General features: G+C 47.3%; 16 protein-coding genes. 5 read left to right on the top strand and 11 right to left on the bottom strand.

Going from position 1 to position 16,559, the window contains the following annotated elements:
• Positions 1-103 precede the first annotated feature (103 nt).
• The 4 genes from katX to BV11031_RS20210 all read left to right on the top strand — a co-directional run bounded on the left by katX (position 104) and on the right by BV11031_RS20210 (position 5,070).
• Entirely contained in the window at positions 104-1,747 is a 1,644-nt protein-coding gene (gene katX, locus BV11031_RS20225) for a catalase KatX (RefSeq protein WP_129550983.1), read from the top strand.
• Positions 1,748-1,878: 131 nt separating this feature from the next.
• Positions 1,879-2,856, top strand: coding sequence for a guanitoxin biosynthesis L-arginine gamma (S) hydroxylase (gene gntB / locus BV11031_RS20220; RefSeq protein ID WP_164998444.1), 978 nt, complete (start codon positions 1,879-1,881; stop codon positions 2,854-2,856).
• Positions 2,853-3,776 carry a DMT family transporter gene (locus BV11031_RS20215; RefSeq protein ID WP_129550981.1) on the top strand — a complete coding sequence of 308 codons (924 nt, stop codon included), beginning with the start codon at positions 2,853-2,855 and terminating at the stop codon, positions 3,774-3,776. The genes gntB and BV11031_RS20215 overlap by 4 nt, the downstream gene beginning before the upstream one ends.
• Before the next feature lie 91 nt (positions 3,777-3,867).
• Complete coding sequence (locus BV11031_RS20210; RefSeq protein WP_129550980.1) at positions 3,868-5,070, top strand: MFS transporter; 1,203 nt, start codon at positions 3,868-3,870, stop codon at positions 5,068-5,070.
• Here the strand turns inward: BV11031_RS20210 and BV11031_RS20205 are convergent.
• The 6 genes from BV11031_RS20205 to sigY are packed head-to-tail and all read right to left on the bottom strand — an operon-like array spanning position 5,067 to position 7,971.
• On the bottom strand, positions 5,067-5,843 hold the full coding sequence (locus tag BV11031_RS20205; RefSeq protein ID WP_129550979.1) for an ABC transporter permease: 777 nt from the start codon (positions 5,841-5,843) through the stop codon (positions 5,067-5,069). The genes BV11031_RS20210 and BV11031_RS20205 overlap by 4 nt on opposite strands.
• On the bottom strand, positions 5,840-6,727 hold the full coding sequence (locus BV11031_RS20200; RefSeq protein ID WP_129550978.1) for an ABC transporter ATP-binding protein: 888 nt from the start codon (positions 6,725-6,727) through the stop codon (positions 5,840-5,842). The genes BV11031_RS20205 and BV11031_RS20200 overlap by 4 nt, the downstream gene beginning before the upstream one ends.
• A gap of 6 nt (positions 6,728-6,733) precedes the next feature.
• Positions 6,734-6,922 (bottom strand): sigma Y negative regulator YxlE, encoded by a 189-nt coding sequence (gene yxlE / locus BV11031_RS20195; protein ID WP_121643596.1) that lies wholly within the window; start codon positions 6,920-6,922, stop codon positions 6,734-6,736.
• Positions 6,919-7,125, bottom strand: a complete 207-nt coding sequence (gene yxlD / locus BV11031_RS20190; RefSeq protein WP_129550977.1) for a sigma Y negative regulator YxlD — start codon at positions 7,123-7,125, stop codon at positions 6,919-6,921. The genes yxlE and yxlD overlap by 4 nt, the downstream gene beginning before the upstream one ends.
• The gene (locus BV11031_RS20185) at positions 7,125-7,442 is read right to left on the bottom strand and encodes a YxlC family protein (protein ID WP_129550976.1); all 318 of its coding nucleotides are present in this window, start codon (positions 7,440-7,442) and stop codon (positions 7,125-7,127) included. Before BV11031_RS20185 ends, yxlD begins: the two co-directional genes overlap by 1 nt.
• Positions 7,435-7,971: an RNA polymerase sigma factor SigY gene (sigY, locus tag BV11031_RS20180; RefSeq protein WP_129550975.1), complete on the bottom strand. Its 537-nt coding sequence runs from the start codon at positions 7,969-7,971 to the stop codon at positions 7,435-7,437. Before sigY ends, BV11031_RS20185 begins: the two co-directional genes overlap by 8 nt.
• A gap of 210 nt (positions 7,972-8,181) precedes the next feature.
• Between sigY and BV11031_RS20175 the strand changes: the two genes are divergently transcribed.
• Positions 8,182-9,555, top strand: coding sequence for a cytosine permease (locus BV11031_RS20175; RefSeq protein WP_129550974.1), 1,374 nt, complete (start codon positions 8,182-8,184; stop codon positions 9,553-9,555).
• Between the two features lie 27 nt (positions 9,556-9,582).
• Here the strand turns inward: BV11031_RS20175 and BV11031_RS20170 are convergent, their stop codons facing one another.
• The 5 genes from BV11031_RS20170 to cydA all read right to left on the bottom strand — a co-directional run bounded on the left by BV11031_RS20170 (position 9,583) and on the right by cydA (position 16,336).
• Positions 9,583-10,413, bottom strand: coding sequence for an NAD(P)H-hydrate dehydratase (locus BV11031_RS20170; RefSeq protein WP_129550973.1), 831 nt, complete (start codon positions 10,411-10,413; stop codon positions 9,583-9,585).
• Between the two features lie 83 nt (positions 10,414-10,496).
• Positions 10,497-12,224, bottom strand: a complete 1,728-nt coding sequence (gene cydC / locus BV11031_RS20165; RefSeq protein WP_129550972.1) for a thiol reductant ABC exporter subunit CydC — start codon at positions 12,222-12,224, stop codon at positions 10,497-10,499.
• Positions 12,221-13,933: a thiol reductant ABC exporter subunit CydD gene (gene cydD / locus BV11031_RS20160; RefSeq protein WP_129550971.1), complete on the bottom strand. Its 1,713-nt coding sequence runs from the start codon at positions 13,931-13,933 to the stop codon at positions 12,221-12,223. Before cydD ends, cydC begins: the two co-directional genes overlap by 4 nt.
• Entirely contained in the window at positions 13,933-14,946 is a 1,014-nt protein-coding gene (gene cydB / locus BV11031_RS20155) for a cytochrome d ubiquinol oxidase subunit II (RefSeq protein ID WP_129550970.1), read from the bottom strand. Before cydB ends, cydD begins: the two co-directional genes overlap by 1 nt.
• The gene (gene cydA, locus BV11031_RS20150; protein WP_129550969.1) at positions 14,933-16,336 is read right to left on the bottom strand and encodes a cytochrome ubiquinol oxidase subunit I; all 1,404 of its coding nucleotides are present in this window, start codon (positions 16,334-16,336) and stop codon (positions 14,933-14,935) included. The genes cydB and cydA overlap by 14 nt, the downstream gene beginning before the upstream one ends.
• Positions 16,337-16,559: the final 223 nt, after the last annotated feature.

Genomic DNA, 16,559 nt, shown 5'->3' with positions numbered 1-16,559 from the left:
TTTGTACATTGTACCATTCCCGAACCCGCTGAAAAAAAACAGCTGTTTTAAAATCTTTCCATTCAGGGAATATTGTTACCGTTCAAAAAAGGAGGGTCAACCAATGAAAGATGATCATCAAAACAAGCATCACGGAACAAATGCCCAAAGCAGCGAGGATGCGCTTTCTCATAAGACATCCGGGAAAAACGAGTCAGAGGATACTTTGACGAACAGGCAGGGGCACCCTGTCACTGACAACCAAAATGTGAGGACGGTCGGGAACAGAGGGCCTACGACGCTTGAGAACTACGATTTTCTTGAAAAAATCAGCCACTTTGACAGGGAACGCATTCCGGAGCGGGTTGTCCACGCCAGAGGAGCGGGTGCACACGGGTATTTTGAAGCTTATGGAACCTTTGGAGACGAGCCGATCTCAAAGTACACCAGGGCCCGGCTCTTTCAGGAAAAAGGCAAGCAAACGCCGGCATTTGTCCGTTTTTCTACGGTGAATCACGGCAAACACTCACCTGAAACATTGAGAGACCCGCGCGGTTTTGCCGTTAAGCTTTATACCGAAGACGGAAACTGGGATTTGGTCGGGAACAACCTGAAAATCTTTTTTATCCGTGACCCGCTGAAATTCCCGGATCTTGTACACGCATTTCAGCCTGATCCAGTGACCAACATCCAAGATGGTGAACGTATTTTCGATTTCATTTCTCAGTCTCCTGAAGCGACACATATGATCACTTTCTTATTTTCGCCTTGGGGCATTCCGGCCAACTACCGGCAAATGCAGGGTTCGGGCGTACACGCCTATAAATGGGTGAATGAGGAGGGCAAGGCCGTTCTCGTGAAATATCATTTCGAGCCAAAGCAGGGCATCCGCAACCTGACACAAAAGGAAGCGGAAGAGATTCAAGGGAAGAATTTTAACCATGCAACACAGGATTTGTATGAAGCGATTGAAAATGGCGATTATCCAGAATGGGAAGTCTATGCCCAAATCATGAGCGACGATGAGCATCCTGAACTGGACTTTGATCCGCTTGATCCGACAAAGCTGTGGTATAAAGACGATTTCCCATGGAAGCCGATCGGCAAACTCGTTCTGAACAAAAACCCTGAAAACTACCATGCGGAAGTGGAACAAGCATCATTCGGAACGGGAGTGCTTGTTGACGGGCTTGATTTCTCAGATGATAAATTACTTCAGGGGCGGACGTTTTCCTACTCTGATACGCAGCGCTACCGTGTAGGCGCAAATTACCTGCAGCTTCCGATTAACTCGCCGAAAAAGCATGTCGCCACCAACCAGGAAGGCGGACAAATGCTATACCGGACCGATAGAGCAGAAGGCCAAAACCCGCACGTCAACTATGAGCCATCCATTATGGGCGGGCTGACGGAAGCGAAGCAGGATGGCAAAGATCATACGCCGCATGTCGAAGGTGATGTGAAGCGTGAAGCGATCGACAGAACGAACAACTTCGGGCAGGCTGGAGAGACCTACCGGAGATTTTCTGAATTTGAACGGAACGAATTGATCACGAATCTGGTCAATACCCTTTCCACATGCCGAAAAGAAATTCAGGATCAGATGATTGAAAATTTTACAAAAGCTGATCCCGACTATGGAAAACGTGTAGCGGAAGGGCTGAAAAAAGTCTCAGAAAACAATAGCAACGGACCGATCGGCACAACAGAGACTGAGCAGGCTGCCATGCAGGCTGAACAGGAGAGCCATCCGTCTGATCCGTATTAATATACAAAAAGGCTGCCGATCAGGCAGCTCTTTTTGTATAATTTTTGTATACTTTTTGAATATAATGTTGAATTTTAACAAATATGCGATTAATATGTTCATGTAAATATTCTCAAAAAAGGAGTGCAGACGTGGATTATCTTCATTACCGTTTCTCAAAAGAAATCACAACTGAATTAAGGCCCTTGTACAAATCAAATAATTATCGCGGGCTGGCAGGTATTGTTTATGATTTTCTAGTTATTGCTGTTGCCATCTATTTATGCCAGCTTAATTATTTATTCTACCCTTTATCAGTTTTGTTAATTGGGTCGAGGCAAAGAGCACTAGCCACAATTCTTCATGATGCATCACATCTATGCTTAGCAAAAAACAAAAAACTTAATTATTTCTTAGGTACATATCTCTCCGGTTATTTAATTGGACAAGAATTCAATATTTATAAAGATTCACACGTCAAGGGCCATCACACCCATTTAGGCAATCCCGATAAGGACCCCGACTATCAATACCATCTCGATATAGGTTTATACAAGTTAAATAGCCATAAGCATTTTTTATACAAATATATACTTAAGCCCCTATTTTTATTAAATGTTATAAGTTATTCTTATTATGTATTTAAAAATAGAATGCTTCAATTTAAAAAACACCCTAGACAATATTTTTATATGTCTGTTTACTGGCTTATCATTTTAGCAGTTATCATTTATTTTGGCGTGTTTCATTATTTTCTATTATTCTGGGTGGTTCCCTTCTTTACTTCATTTATGGCAATTGGTTGGTTTATTGAATTGGCCGAGCATTATCCATTAGTTTATCGAAATAATGAAAGCTTAAAAATGACCCGCAATCGTTATAGCCATTGGCTGGAAGCCTTTTTTTTAAGCATTCATGGAGAAGCCTATCATTTAACCCATCACCTTCAAGCCAGCATTCCCTATTGGAACATAAAAAAAGCCCATCTCATCATGATGAAAGATGAAAATTATAAAACATTAAACAGCTATATGGGCGGAGTGTTTTTCTCTTCCAATTCAAATCCGCCGTTAATAAAAGATCTTATTAAGAATCAAAAACTACCGATTTCAGGAAAGGTGGCAGGATGAAAAATCATTATGTAATAGGAGCGACTTTGGCTCTTTTAGCAGCTTTACTGAACGGAAGTGTTGGAATCATCAGCAAAAATCTATTCATGTCAAATCTAACTTCCGCCGCCATCTCATTTTATAAATGTTTATTTGCTTTTCTATTCATTTCAATTGCAGCTTTGTTTCATAAAGGAATACAAAAAGAAATAAGAGAACTCAGGGGTAGGAGTAAACAATTAATTATTTGCTCTTTCTTAGGCATATTTATTCTCTATTATTTTGAAACAGCTGCTTATCAATACGATCAAGTTTCGATCGTCGTCTTTATATTATTGGGAACCTCAGCGCTTACTACATTTCTTTGCGGGGCAGTCTTCCTGCGTGAGAAAAAAAATATGTTCCAAATGGTTGGATTAATTTTACTAATTGCCGGGTTGCTTTTCATGCATATGGGCGAAGGAACAATGAATTTTCATTTTTCAATCGGTACCTTGTTGGCAATCATTGCTGGTATGGGCTATGGCTTGTTTTTAGTAGCCACTAAAAAGTTCGATTTAAAGAGTGGGCTTGCTTTAGTATGGTATTTTACACTTTTCGGAAGCATCTATCTTTTTTTCCCGTTTGTTGCAGAAGGATTTGTGTTGCCTCAGGCTCATGCGTATCCATCGCTCATAGCACTTGCGCTTTTGCCGACAATTGGAGGTTTCTACTGCACAACAAAAGCATTAAATTACCTTAAAGCGAATCAAGTTCAATTTTATGAATTAACAGAACCTATTTTTGCCACTCTATTCGCGTTTATGTTATTAAACGAAATGATAAAGGGTTTTGAATGGCTTGGTGCAATATTAATCCTTCTTGCCATTTATACGTCAGAGTATCAGCCTAAACAAGCAGCAGTTCCACAAGATAGCATAAATAGCGGGAAGAAGTTATGAACAGGACTTATTTGCAGTCCTGTTTTTTATTTTTGTATTGAAACGCCTTCAGCATTTGTGTTGTACTGGAAGAAAAGGGTGGAGAGGAAAGATGGAATTACAGCAGGACATGATGTCTCAGAAAAAAACAATCGGCGCTTTAGATCACGCCGTTTTTTTATGCATGGTATTTTGTTTATGGTTTTCAGGCTATATTTACGTGCCTGTTTTCAGCCTGTATTTGGAGGACCTGCACTTTTCATACGGCGCCATCGGCATCATTCTCGGCAGCTACGGGGTGACGCAAATCCTTCTTCGATTTCCGCTCGGTTTGCTGTCAGACATCCTGTTTTCTATACGCAAGCAATTGTTAATCTGCGGGTTTGGTTTTTCCGTCCTCAGCAGCCTGCTTTTTCTGCTGTTTGATTCTTTCTTCTTCGTGCTGGCCGCACGGTTGTTTGCGGGAATCACCGCCTCTATGTGGGTCATGGCGACCATTTTATACGCGCAGTATTTCAACAGCGAAAACGCCTCAAAAGCAATGGGCATGATGCAGTTTTTCACTGTCATGCCTCAGTTCGCCAGCATTGTGTTCTGCGGGCTTGCGGCAGCCCGCTTAGGCAGGCAGGTTCCGTTTTGGATGGCGCTGGCGGCCTCGGCCATCGGCTTGGTGATCTGCTGCTTTATTAAAGACCCTTCGGCTGCTCCAGCGAATCGCGACACAATCCGTGTGCCGCAATCCATCAAAGACACATTGCGGCTGCCGAAGCTCAAGCTTTTCACCATCCTGTCTATGACCGCCCACGCGGTGTTATTTATGACCGTGTTTGGTTTTACACCGCTTTACATTCATCAGCTCGGAATGGGTGACGCGGAGCTGCTTTGGGTGATGAGCGCCTTTTTCCTCCCTCATGCAGCCGCCACATTAAGCGTTGTATTTCTGCGCATGACAAGCCGAACCGCTTACTCCGTGCTGCTCTCAAGTTTTGCTGTGACCGGAGCCTGTTTGCTATTCGTTCCGTTTTCAGCTACGTTGTTCACGATTTGCATCACGCATGCCTGCATCGGGCTGGCGCTCGGTTTCGTGTTTCCTCTGCTGCTCAGCCGAGTCGTCGATATCAGTTCGGCCCGTTTAAAAATGTCGGCCATGGGATTTTATCAATCATTTTATGCGCTAGGCATCTTCCTCGGGCCCCTTCTTGCCGGAAAAATCGCACAGCTTTTCGGGCTTGCGGGAGTTTTTTATGGAGCCGGGGCGCTGGCATTTGCCGCCTTTCTTGTGATGTTTGCGCAAAAGCGTGGCATGAGCAATTAATAGCTTTCATACCGCCGGAAGCGCCACACTGAAAACATGGCCAGAAGCACGATGCACAAAGAGGAACATGTAAGCGACCATCCGAAGAAATCCGCCCGCTCTCCATGAAGAAGGATATGCTCCGCCTGCTTGCAAAGCGCAGCCGGAAGCCACTTCGCATCTTCGGGAAATAGCGAAGCCGCAAAGGAAACGGCAGCTGTAAGCCCGATTCCGGAAGCCGCGGCTGCTCCGAGAGACCGAAACATCGTGCTTCCGGCAAGGCCGGCAGTCACCATAAACATGATCCAAAGAGCATAAAGGCCAAGGCTTCCGGCAAAGCGGCTGAAGGATGGGTCCTCAAACAGCAGCCGGACGTAATAATAGGCAAGCCCGTATCCAGCGGCAAACGACGCGATGCCTATCACGCTTTGGATAAGCCATTTGCTCAAGATATACTGTACTGCCGAAACAGGCCGCGACATGATCAGCGACGTAACGCCTTGACTTCTTTCATTCGCCACGCTGCCCATGACGCTGAAGATGACCAGAGCCATGCCAAGCGTATTGAATTGAGAAAGCGTGCTGACCATTACTTCAGGCCCGGAAGGCATTGAAAAACTGATTTTCATGCCGTCGGGAAGGTTTCCCCCGTGTGCGATGATTTCCGGCATATAATATATGGTCAGCGGCTGTGTCAGCCCCACGACCATCATCGCGATCGGCAGCCAAATCAGCTTGCCGCTTTTCCACCCCTCGAGCCATTCTTTTTGAAATAGCGTCATCAACACCTTCATGCGTGCACCACCTGTAGATAGACGTCTTCAAGAGACTCCGTTTTCTGCTCGAAATGGGTGACGGTCAATCCCGCCCGGATACAATCACTCAACAATGCCCGCCCAGCGTGTATACCAGGCAGCTCGAAAACAGCTTGGGACGGGTTGATATAGACAATAGCTGATACGTAAGGCTTATCTTCAAGCCAGCCCTTCAAATTCTCTTTCACTGAAAGGGTGAAAACGTTCGTTTGATGCAGTTTTTTCAACTGTTGTAACTCGCCTTTCCAAGAAACCTCCCCGCTTTTCATGATGACCACCTGATCACACACCTGCTCCGCATCGTGCAAAACGTGTGTGGAAAACAGGACAGCCATGTGCTTCTTCAGCTCCCGCATCATATCCAGCACCTCGAACCGCCCTGCCGGATCTAGAGCGGACACCGGTTCATCCAGTATCAAAAGCTTCGGTTGATGGAGCAGCGCCTGTGCCAGACCGAGTCTTTGCTTCATGCCGCCTGAATAACCGCCGATTCTTTTGTGTGCCGATTCCTGCAAGCCGACAAATTCAAGCATCCCGCCGACTTCCTCTCGGCATTTTTTCTTCGTGAGGCCGGACAGTCTCCCGGCAAAGGTTAAACATTCGTTTGCGGTCATCCACGAATAAAAGGCTGGGTACTGCGGAAGGTATCCGATCAAACGCCGATCCGGCTTTTTCTCCCCTAACAGTTTTATGGTGCCGGAGGTTGGTGAAAGCAGCCCGGCCAGCATGTGGAGCGTTGTGGTTTTACCTGCACCATTAGGGCCTAATAGTGCGACACATTCGTTTTTATTCACATGAAAACTGACATTCTTTACAGCTGGATGGTGCCGATACGATTTGCATAATGACTCGATAGACAGCATGCCCGCTCACCTTTGCTTTCTGCCGACGGTAAAAAATAAAATCGGCCCGATGATATTGATACACACAATGACCGCTGCCCATATCCACTTTGGCCCGTTTGTCCGCTCTTCCTTTATACAGCAAATAAGAGCGAATACAGCCAGTACAACCTGCAATCCAATCAGCGGCAAAATCATTTCCCAAGAAATATTCATTTCTTTATCCCCCTTTTCTTCCGGTCTGGCCTAATCACAAAAAAGTAATAGCAAATCAGAGGCATCGGCGCTTGAATTAACCCGACAATTCCCCAGACCCATGCCAGACGATCCCGTTTTTTCGCATCAATGAATAAAAAGATTCCCTGTGCCAAAAGGATGAGACAAGCAGCCACCGCTACGATCATTTCTGTTTGGGACATCAGCGCTTCACCTCACGTTCGCCGAGGTATCGTTTTTTCTCGGCCGCAATCAAAACCGGCAGGACAGCCAGCGCACAGACCTGAAGCACGACAAAAACAACGGGAACTTGATGAAATGCCAGCATCGCCGCGCTTACCATCGCCAGCGCACAGAACATAAATAACATCACTTCTTTTAGCAGGCTTTTTCTTCGTTCGGCTTTCATTTGTGCCAATTGATCAAGCAACTCTTTTTGACTCGGTATATTCGGGTTGGCGCATTGGTCGATTTTCTGCAATTCCGATTTTAACTGAACAGATCGCTTTTCTTTATTCATCAGTCCACTCCTTTCTGATTTGCTGGAGCCCTTTATGAACCCTAGACTTAACCGTGCCTTCCTTGATTTGCAGCATCAGCCCGATTTCGGCGTAGGTATAGCTGTAATAGTGCCTTAATAAAACGGGCGTGCGCAGCTTCGGGTCAAGCCGGGAAAAGAGATCAAGCGTCTCGCTCCACTCAGATCCTTTCATTGACATGTCCCACTTTATTTTGCGTATTGTTTCCTCTGTAACCGCCTGATTCCGTTTCCATTCTCTCTTTCTCTTTTTCTGGTGATCGAGGTAGAGCCTCGACGCAATAGAGATCAGCCACGTGGAGAATTTGGAACGGCCTTGGAAGCTCTTTAAATGAATGTACCCTTTTAGAAAGGTTTCCTGAACAAGTTCCTCACTGAGATCAGGGTGAAGGGAAAGCTTCAACAAGTATTTATATAAAAAAGAATAATGATAGTGGAATAGGGCTGTAAACGCCTCGTCGTTCCCCTCTTTCGCCTGCTGAATCAGCTTCTGTTCTTCATGTGTATCCAATGGCCGCGATCCCCCCTTTTTTGTTTTTCTGCCTTATGAGACGACACCGGATTCAAAGCCGTTCATTTTTTTTACAACTCTATTCAGCTATGGACAGATAGGCTTCCCGGCCGATTGGCCGCATATCCTCATTTGTAAACCCCCTCATAGTCTGTTAAGCTATGTCTTTATGTCGATTTTAAAATAACATCCAATATGGAGGACGATGCATTGAAAGTAGAAAGGCGAACGATTGAACATATTCCAAATGAAGAAAGACATGGTAAAGCGAAAGATTTATTTCCCGTATGGTTCGGGGCTAATATGCATATCACCACGTTAGTGACTGGCACGATTCCCGTTGCAATGGGACTTAATCTGTTTTGGAGTGTTGCCGCTATTATTTGCGGAACCTTACTCGGTGCCATATTTATGGCGTCTCATTCCGCGCAAGGCCCTCAGCTTGGCATCCCGCAAATGATTCAAAGCCGTGCCCAATTCGGCGTCATCGGAGCGATTCTTCCCCTCTTCTTAGTCATGTTTATCTACCTTGGTTTCTTCGCAAGCAGCACGATTCTGGCGGCCGGAACCTTAAGCAGCTTTGTTCCCATCCCGGGATCATGGAGCATTATAGGCTTAAGCGCCGTATGTTTTTTACTCACCATTTTCGGCCATGATTTGATTCACAAAATGCAAAAAATCCTGTCTTGGACCTCTTTTGCTGTATTTTTTGCTGCAACGATTCTTATTTTTCAATTGCCGATCCCGGCAGGCAGCTGGATTCCCGGGGCGGTTGATCTGCCTGTTTTCTTAGTTGCGGTCAGCGCAGTCGCGACGTGGCAGCTGGCATACGCGCCGTATGTTGCCGATTATTCACGATATCTGCCAGTTCAAACACCGGCTTCTCAAACATTTTGGTACAGCTACGCAGGCACATCTGTCAGCTCCATCTGGATGATGCTGCTCGGCGCTTTACTGACGACGGCACTGCCTGACTTTACAACAAACTCAGGGAGCCAGATTGTCCAACTGTTCGGCCCTTTCTCGTTCATTATGCTGATCATTGTGTTATTCGGGCAAATGGCGATCAATGTCTTTAACCTGTATGGGGCTTTCATGTCCACAACCACAACGCTTGAGCCGTTTCTGAAGTTAAAAGTCACGCCCAACGTCAGAATCATCATGATCCTCGGTGTCACGCTTGTCGGTACAGTCTTAAGCCTGCTCGGACAAAGTAATTTTATGGAGCTGTTTTTGAATTTTATCTTTTTCATCAGTTATTTCTTAATTCCATGGACGGCAATCAATTTAGTCGATTACTACTTCGTCCGCCATGGAAACTATCAAGTCAAAGCCATGTTCGATGTAAACGGGCCATATGGAAAGGTCAATTGGATCACGACGATGGCGTTTGTTCTTTCCATCTTGCTAGAGATCCCGTTTATCAATACATCCTTTTACATCGGGCCGCTGGCCAAAATGTTTGGCGGCGGAGACATCGCATGGATTGTCGGCTTGGTCGTGCCTTCTGTTCTATATTATGTATTGATGAAACCGCGTCTGAAAAAACAAGCCGGTTATCAAGAAAAGCTGTCTTCCTTGTGAAGACAGCTTTTTATGTTACTGCTATTCTTATTCAAACCGTTTCCACACGCGAGGCAATACATCCGAAAGCTCGTGAGCGAGCAGGGTATGGGCGGAGTGCTCGTCGGTCCAGAGCTCGGCGCACGCACCGTGCAAATAGACCGCGTTTAATATCGCATGTTTCGGGTTTTCATGACAGCAGAGCATGCCCAATATCATGCCTGTCAGCGTGTCACCGGTGCCGCCCTTGGCGAGCGCCCCGTTTCCAGTTTGGTTGCACCAGCAGTCGCCATCGGGAAACGCGATCATGGTTTGATTTCCTTTTAACACAATGACAGCCTGCAGCTGAGCCGCCCATTCCTTTGCATATTCGGCTCTTTTGTTTTGCAGCTCTTTTACAGGCACCCCTGTCATGCGGGAAAACTCGCCCGGGTGCGGCGTGAGGATGGTGGGCGCCTTCCGTTTCGGATACGTGCGCTTGGCCAGCGCTCCGGCATCCAAAATAACAGGGCAATCCGCCGCAAGCACATGATCAACTGCCTGCTGCACGCTTTCGGTTTGCGGAAGACCCGGACCGATGGCAATGGCCCGGTACGTCTCTTCAAGCTGAGCGTCCGCCGCTTTTTCCCAGCCATTACGCCAATAGGTCGCCTCGGGCAGAACAGGAACGATCAGCGGGATCACGTTTTCCGACGTGCCGATGACAAGCTTTCCGAGACCGCTCCGCATAGCCCCAAGCCCCGCCAGAAGCGTTGCGCCCGGCATATCGTCGCTTCCCGCCAGAAGCAATGCGGTACCGTACGTGCCTTTATGGCTCTCCGCCTCTCTTTCAGGAAGCGAGGCCCTCACATGCTCCTCCGTCCAAATTGGAATCTTCATCTCTATCCCTCCTCTGCATTCTCTTCCTATTTTTCCTGCACCTTTTCTATTTCAAACAAAAAAGACAGCCTTAGGGCTGCCTTCTATTTTACAGGAACATCAAGATGGTACAGGCGGCGATACCGTTCGTTTGCCGCCAGCAGTTCTTCGTGTGTTCCTTCCATTTCTGTTTTTCCGTTTTCAAGAAACACGATTTTATCGGCCGCTTCCACTCCGGCGAGGTGGTGCGTAATCCATAAGATTGTTTTTCCTTTCAGCACGTCAAACACCGTATCCATTAGTTCACGCTCTGTAATAGGATCAAGGCCGACTGTCGGCTCATCGAGAATAATGATCGGCGTATCCTGAAGCAAAATGCGGGCGAGCGCAATCCGCTGGCGCTCCCCTCCGGAAAAGCGGATGCCGGTTTCCTGAACAGAGGTATGATATCCGTCAGGGAGTGACTCAATATAATCATGGAGCTTTACCTGCTTTGCGGCGCGGCGCACATCCTCGTCGCTTGCGTCTCCATTTCCAAGCCTGATGTTGTTTAGAATGCTTGTATCAAAGAGGTGCGGTTTTTGGTTTAACACAGCTACCGCATCGGCAATTTGATCCTTTACCAACACAGTCTTCACTCCGTTTAACGTTACAGATCCTGAATCCGGCTTCAAGGCGCCCTCGATTAATGCGAGCGACGTTGATTTCCCAGACCCGCTTCGGCCGAGCAGCGCCATTTTTTCTCCTTGGCGCAGTGTAAAAGAAAAGTCGTGCAGCACGTGGCTGGTGTTGTCATACGAAAACGCCACATCACGAAAGGACAGTGTGACATCTTGGAGATCGAGTGTTTCAGCCGCAGTTTCTGTTTGTGACGCCTCCGGCTGAGGGGCCACCTTGTTCATGCGTCTGATGGAATCCTGATAGCCGGGCACTTCTCCCAAGGCATCGGACAGCGGCAAAAAGGCTTCTGTCAGCGGGAACACCACAAGCACAAAAGCTGCGATCATCGTGTTGGCGAGTTCGCCGTCCGCATGCTGCCCAGCCGTCCAAAACAGCATCAGCAAAATAAGGCCGGCGACAAGGCATTGTGCGGCAAAGTCCCGCCATCTTATAAAGCGGTGTTTGTTCCGTTCAAGCTCAAACCAAGCAAGTTCTTCTTTTTCATAGGAGTCAACAAACTCATGCAGGCGGCCGCTGAACATCCAGTCGCTGACACCCATCACGGCATCTGTCAGTCGGCTGTACAGCACGTTCCTCCCGCTTTTCAGCTTTGCATTCTTCGCTCTTGTCACGAGCAAAGACACAACTGGAAACAGCACAACGAGAACAAACAAGTAAAGCCCAAGCAATACGGCAAACGGCCAAGAAAAGAACCCGAGTGCAATCACTGAAACAGCGTACAGGAGCAAGGCTGAGATCGCAGGAAAAATCGTTTTTAAGAAGGCATCCTGCAAATGTTCAATGTCCTCAGACAAAATGCCGAGCATATCCCCCGTGCGAAAACGGGAACGCAGCATCAAAGCACCCGGTTCAAGCATGTTGTACAGGCGGACACGCATGTCGGACACGATTTTCAAAATGATATGATGCCCGACGAGGCGTTCCACATATCGTGACACAGACCGTGCAATCCCAAAGGTGCGGACAGCGACAATCGGCACATAAATGAGCAGGATGTTTTCCGGTCTTGTCGCCGCCTTTGAGATCAAAAACCCTGAGGTGAACATGAGAAAAGCAGCAGAAAAAATTGTCACCGCGCCCAAAAGGATAACCAGAACGAACAGACGGGCATTTTGCTTGATATATGGCAGAATCCATTCTTCTTTCTTCATGCTCTTTCCCCTCTTTCCCCCAGTTGTGCCTCCACGAGTTTGGCGTACACACCGTTTTTCTTCAGCAATTCATCGTGAGTCCCGATTTCCGCAATCCTGCCTCCGTCCAGCACGATTATTTCATCCATATCGAGCATCCAGTGAAGGCGGTGAGTCGCGAGAAAGACGAGCTTATCCTCAAATAAATCCAGCATCGTTTCTTTGATTTCATATTCTGTTTCGATATCAAGATGGGCGGTTGGCTCATCCAGCAGCAGGATCGGGCGGTTTCCCAAAAAGGCGCGGGCTAGGGCGACACGCTGAGCCTGGCCGCCGCTGAGCGCCCGGCCGCCTTCCCCGATCCATCCCTCTAGTCCGTCTGGAAGTTTGTCCACCAGCTCTGCCAGTCCCGCCGCGGCAGCTGCGCGGGCCGCATCCTCATCTGAAGCGCTTGGATGATAGAAGCGAATGTTGTTCGCCAGTGTATCATCAAAAATGTACGGATGCTGCGGAATATAAAGAAGGTTTTTCTGCCAGCTGCCGTCCTGCAAATGGGACCGTTCTGAACCGTTGACTTCTATCGTACCGCCATTTGGCTCCAAAAACCCGCCGAGGATATCAATTAAAGTAGATTTTCCCGCACCGCTTGCGCCAATGATGCCGATTTTTTCCTTGCCTTTGAATGACAGATCAATATCGGACACTGACCTGCCGACTGACACGCCTGACAGCTTCAGCTCATCCTGATCGGACCAAGCCTCAAGCTGAAGCGGCGCCTCTTTTTTAAAACCAGGCTGCGACAAAATTTCTTGAATGGTTTTTCCTGCTTCCTGTCCGTTCACCGTCGCATGATAATCATTCCCCACTTCCCGCACCGGCAGAAAATACTCAGGTGCGAGAATAAGCGCCGTTAAAGCCGGACCAAGCAAAATATCGCCGTCAATCAGGCGCAGGCCCAGAAACACGGCAACTGTTGCCACCGACAGCATGGCGAAAAAATCGAGCGCGAATGAAGATAAAAATGCCACCCGAAGCGTGCTCATCGTTGCTTTGCGATACCGCTCACTCACGTAGAAAATGTTTTTGCTGTGCGAGGTGCTCAAACCTAAAAAACGCAATGTCTCCAGCCCGCGAAGAGAATCAACGAAATGATTGGAAAGCCTCTGATAGGATTTCCACTGGCGATCCGCTTTTCTCTGCGCGACAAGGCCGAGGAGAATCATAAATATAATGAGAATCGGCATCGCCGCAACCAAAATAAGGGCTGATGTGCGATCCTGAAAAAACACATAAATGACAACAGCCGCAGGCACAATCGCCATGCTGACCATTTTCGGCAGAAACAGCTCAAGGTAACGGCGGAACTGGCTGATGCCTTCCATCGCCAGCGTCACCATTTGCCCCGTCCCCTCTTTCTTTGCAAAACGGGGACCTAACCGGAACAGCTGATCAAGAAAACTCTTTCTCACATCTGCTCCTGTCCGGGCAGCATATTGATAGACGATTTTCTGGCGCGCCACCGCGACCCCGTGCCGGGCGACAAAAGCGATGAGGAAAAAGCCGATCACCGGAAACAGGGAGGCCACGCTCTTCCCATTGAACAGCCCGGTTACGGCTTCACTCAGCCACTCTGCCTGCATGATAATGGCGGCTGTCTGAATTAGCGTTAAACAAGTAATCACGGTGAGAATCCGCTTCATTCCTTTATATCGAAACAGGTCTTTTCCCATTAATAAGTCATAGGCTCCTTATGGCTGACGCGCTTCCGGAAGACATAATAGCTCCAGATCTGGCTGCCGATGACAAACGGCAATAGCGTTAACGCCGTAATTGACATGACTTTAAGCGAATAATCACCGGAAGAAGCGTTAGCTACTGTTAAATCGTACGCGCTTTGAAGCGAGCTGACCATGACCCGAGGGAATAATGAAATAAAGATCATCCCTACCGTCAGCCCCAGCCCCGCGCCAGTCATCCCAAATGTCCAGCCGTCTTTTTTCTTACGGATAAAGACAGCCGCCAGCATAAAGCAGATGACAATCAAAACAACGAGCGGAATGGTAATCTCGCCGCGGCGTGTAAACATGTCTGTCTGATAGGCAGAAAGAGCCGCAAAGGCAAGAACCGCTATAAAAACAACACCCATTATCTTTTGCGCCATGTTCCGGGCGCGTTTTTGCAAATCACCGATCGTACGCAGTGTGATAAACATTAATCCATGCAGAAAGCAAAGAAGTGTTACAGTCACACCGCCAAGTACAGAGTACACATTGATATAATCGGATACATGCGCGTGAATGTTCATATCGGCATCAATCGGCATCCCGCGGAATAATGTCGCGAACAATACACCGAGCACAAACGGAGGAATCAGACTGCCGAAGAAAACGACCCAGTCCCAAACCTTCACCCATTTTCCATGCTCCACCTTGCCGCGGAACTCAAACGCGACCCCGCGGCCCATTAACGCTAGAAGCACAATGACAAACGGAATGTAATAACCGCTCAGCATCGTTGCATACCAGTTCGGAAACGCCGCGAAAATGGCGCCTGCACCAGTCAATAGCCATACTTCATTCGCGTCCCAAAACGGCCCGATCGTGTTGATCAGCACTCTGCGTTCTAATTCATTATGGCCAAGAAAACGGGTCGCCATGCCGACTCCGAAATCAAAGCCTTCCAAAAAGAAGAAACCTACAAACAATACAGCAACGAGTATAAACCAAAGATCATGAAGAGACATGGTATACCTCCTGACTAAATGGGTCTGTTGATACAGGAACATCATGATGATCACCATGCTCCGCGCCTTTTTTAATTTCACGGACGAATAAGAAGACAAGCAGTGCGCCCAGAATCAAGTACATCACACCGAATGCGATGATTGAGAATAACAGGGAGCCCGCTGTTACGTTAGGCGACACGGATTGAGCGGTTGTCATCAAGCCCATGACCGTCCACGGCTGACGCCCGATTTCTGTCATAATCCAGCCCGCGGAGTTGGCGATAAACGGGAAGGAAATCAAGGCGATCATCAATCGCAAGTACCATTTGCTGGTTTCAAGTTTTTTGCGGCGGTTTAGCCAAAGGCCGCCTAACGTGGTAAGAATCATGACAACACCTGCGCCAACCATGATGCGGAAGCTCCAGAATGTCGTTTTAACAGGCGGAATATAGTCGCCTTTTCCGTAGATTTTTTCGTACTCAGCCTGAAGTGTTTTCATCCCTTTGACGCTTCCGCTGAATTTTTGATACGCCAGGTAGCTCAATGCATAAGGAACTTTGATTTCATTTGAGCTTTTTTCATTTTTTGTATCGATCATGGCAAAAGCTGTCCAAGCAGCAGGGTCACCGCTGTCTTCCCAAAGGCCTTCACTGGCAGCCATTTTCATCGGCTGAGATTCCATCAAGTGCTCAGCCTGCGCGTGGCCGCTAAGTGCGACGCCAAGACCTGCGCAAAGGCCGACGATCATTGCGAGTTTAAAAGAATGCTTGAAAAACGGCACTTCTTTTTTCTTCAATAGTTTAAAAGCACTCACACCGGCGATAAAGAAAGCCCCGGTGGCAAGCGCACCGAAAATGACGTGCGGAAACTCAACCCAAAGCTGAGGGTTTGTGATCAGTGCGGCAAAGTCGTTCATTTCCGCGCGGCCGTTTTTGATCGTAAAGCCGACCGGCTCCTGCATAAAGGAATTGGCGGTTAAAATCCAGAAAGACGACATAATCGTTCCAAATGAAACGAGCCAAATACAGAGAACGTGTATTTTTTTCGGCAGGCGGTCCCATCCGAAAATCCATAATCCGATAAAGATAGATTCCATGAAAAACGCCAATAATGCTTCAATTGCAAGCGGAGCGCCAAATACGTCTCCGACAAAACGGGAATAATCAGACCAGTTCATGCCAAACTGGAATTCTTGCAAAATCCCCGTTACAACACCGACTGCGAAATTTATTAAGAATAAGTGTCCCCAAAACTTTGCCATTTTGAGGTACAGCTCATTTTTTTTCACAAGATAAAGAGTCTCCATCAACGCAACCATAAATACAAGCCCGATAGACAACGGCACAAACAAGAAGTGAAACAACGTTGTTGATGCAAATTGAATGCGGGCTAAAACCAATTCACTCATGCTTTCTCCTCCTTTTCCGGTTAAAAACTTGTGCTACTTGCTCACTACTTCACAAATTAAACCAAGACTTTGATCACCAATTCACAAAGTAGACGAAAAAAATATTTGTTCAATATTTCACAAACATGTCAAAAGATGAACCAATCTGATGCCAGATTGCCAGATTGATCTAATGACACATTCTCTTACTGGTTCATATTAAGTACTTTACAACGATTTATTT

The organism is Bacillus vallismortis (assembly GCF_004116955.1).
Taxonomy (GTDB): domain Bacteria; phylum Bacillota; class Bacilli; order Bacillales; family Bacillaceae; genus Bacillus; species Bacillus vallismortis.
The sequence above is the reverse complement of the archived record's forward strand: the minus strand, read 5'-3'. Positions and strand labels throughout refer to the sequence as shown.

Excerpts from the sequence above, each read along its gene's own strand:
- katX (WP_129550983.1), top strand. The coding sequence starts at position 104 with ATGAAAGATGATCATCAAAACAAGCATCACGGAACAAATGCCCAAAGC.
- BV11031_RS20215 (WP_129550981.1), top strand. The coding sequence starts at position 2,853 with ATGAAAAATCATTATGTAATAGGAGCGACTTTGGCTCTTTTAGCAGCT.
- BV11031_RS20210 (WP_129550980.1), top strand. The coding sequence starts at position 3,868 with ATGGAATTACAGCAGGACATGATGTCTCAGAAAAAAACAATCGGCGCT.
- BV11031_RS20205 (WP_129550979.1), bottom strand. The coding sequence starts at position 5,843 with ATGAAGGTGTTGATGACGCTATTTCAAAAAGAATGGCTCGAGGGGTGG.
- BV11031_RS20200 (WP_129550978.1), bottom strand. The coding sequence starts at position 6,727 with ATGCTGTCTATCGAGTCATTATGCAAATCGTATCGGCACCATCCAGCT.
- yxlE (WP_121643596.1), bottom strand. The coding sequence starts at position 6,922 with ATGAATATTTCTTGGGAAATGATTTTGCCGCTGATTGGATTGCAGGTT.
- yxlD (WP_129550977.1), bottom strand. The coding sequence starts at position 7,125 with ATGTCCCAAACAGAAATGATCGTAGCGGTGGCTGCTTGTCTCATCCTT.
- BV11031_RS20185 (WP_129550976.1), bottom strand. The coding sequence starts at position 7,442 with ATGAATAAAGAAAAGCGATCTGTTCAGTTAAAATCGGAATTGCAGAAA.
- BV11031_RS20170 (WP_129550973.1), bottom strand. The coding sequence starts at position 10,413 with ATGAAGATTCCAATTTGGACGGAGGAGCATGTGAGGGCCTCGCTTCCT.
- cydC (WP_129550972.1), bottom strand. The coding sequence starts at position 12,224 with ATGAAGAAAGAAGAATGGATTCTGCCATATATCAAGCAAAATGCCCGT.
- cydD (WP_129550971.1), bottom strand. The coding sequence starts at position 13,933 with ATGGGAAAAGACCTGTTTCGATATAAAGGAATGAAGCGGATTCTCACC.
- cydB (WP_129550970.1), bottom strand. The coding sequence starts at position 14,946 with ATGTCTCTTCATGATCTTTGGTTTATACTCGTTGCTGTATTGTTTGTA.
- cydA (WP_129550969.1), bottom strand. The coding sequence starts at position 16,336 with ATGAGTGAATTGGTTTTAGCCCGCATTCAATTTGCATCAACAACGTTG.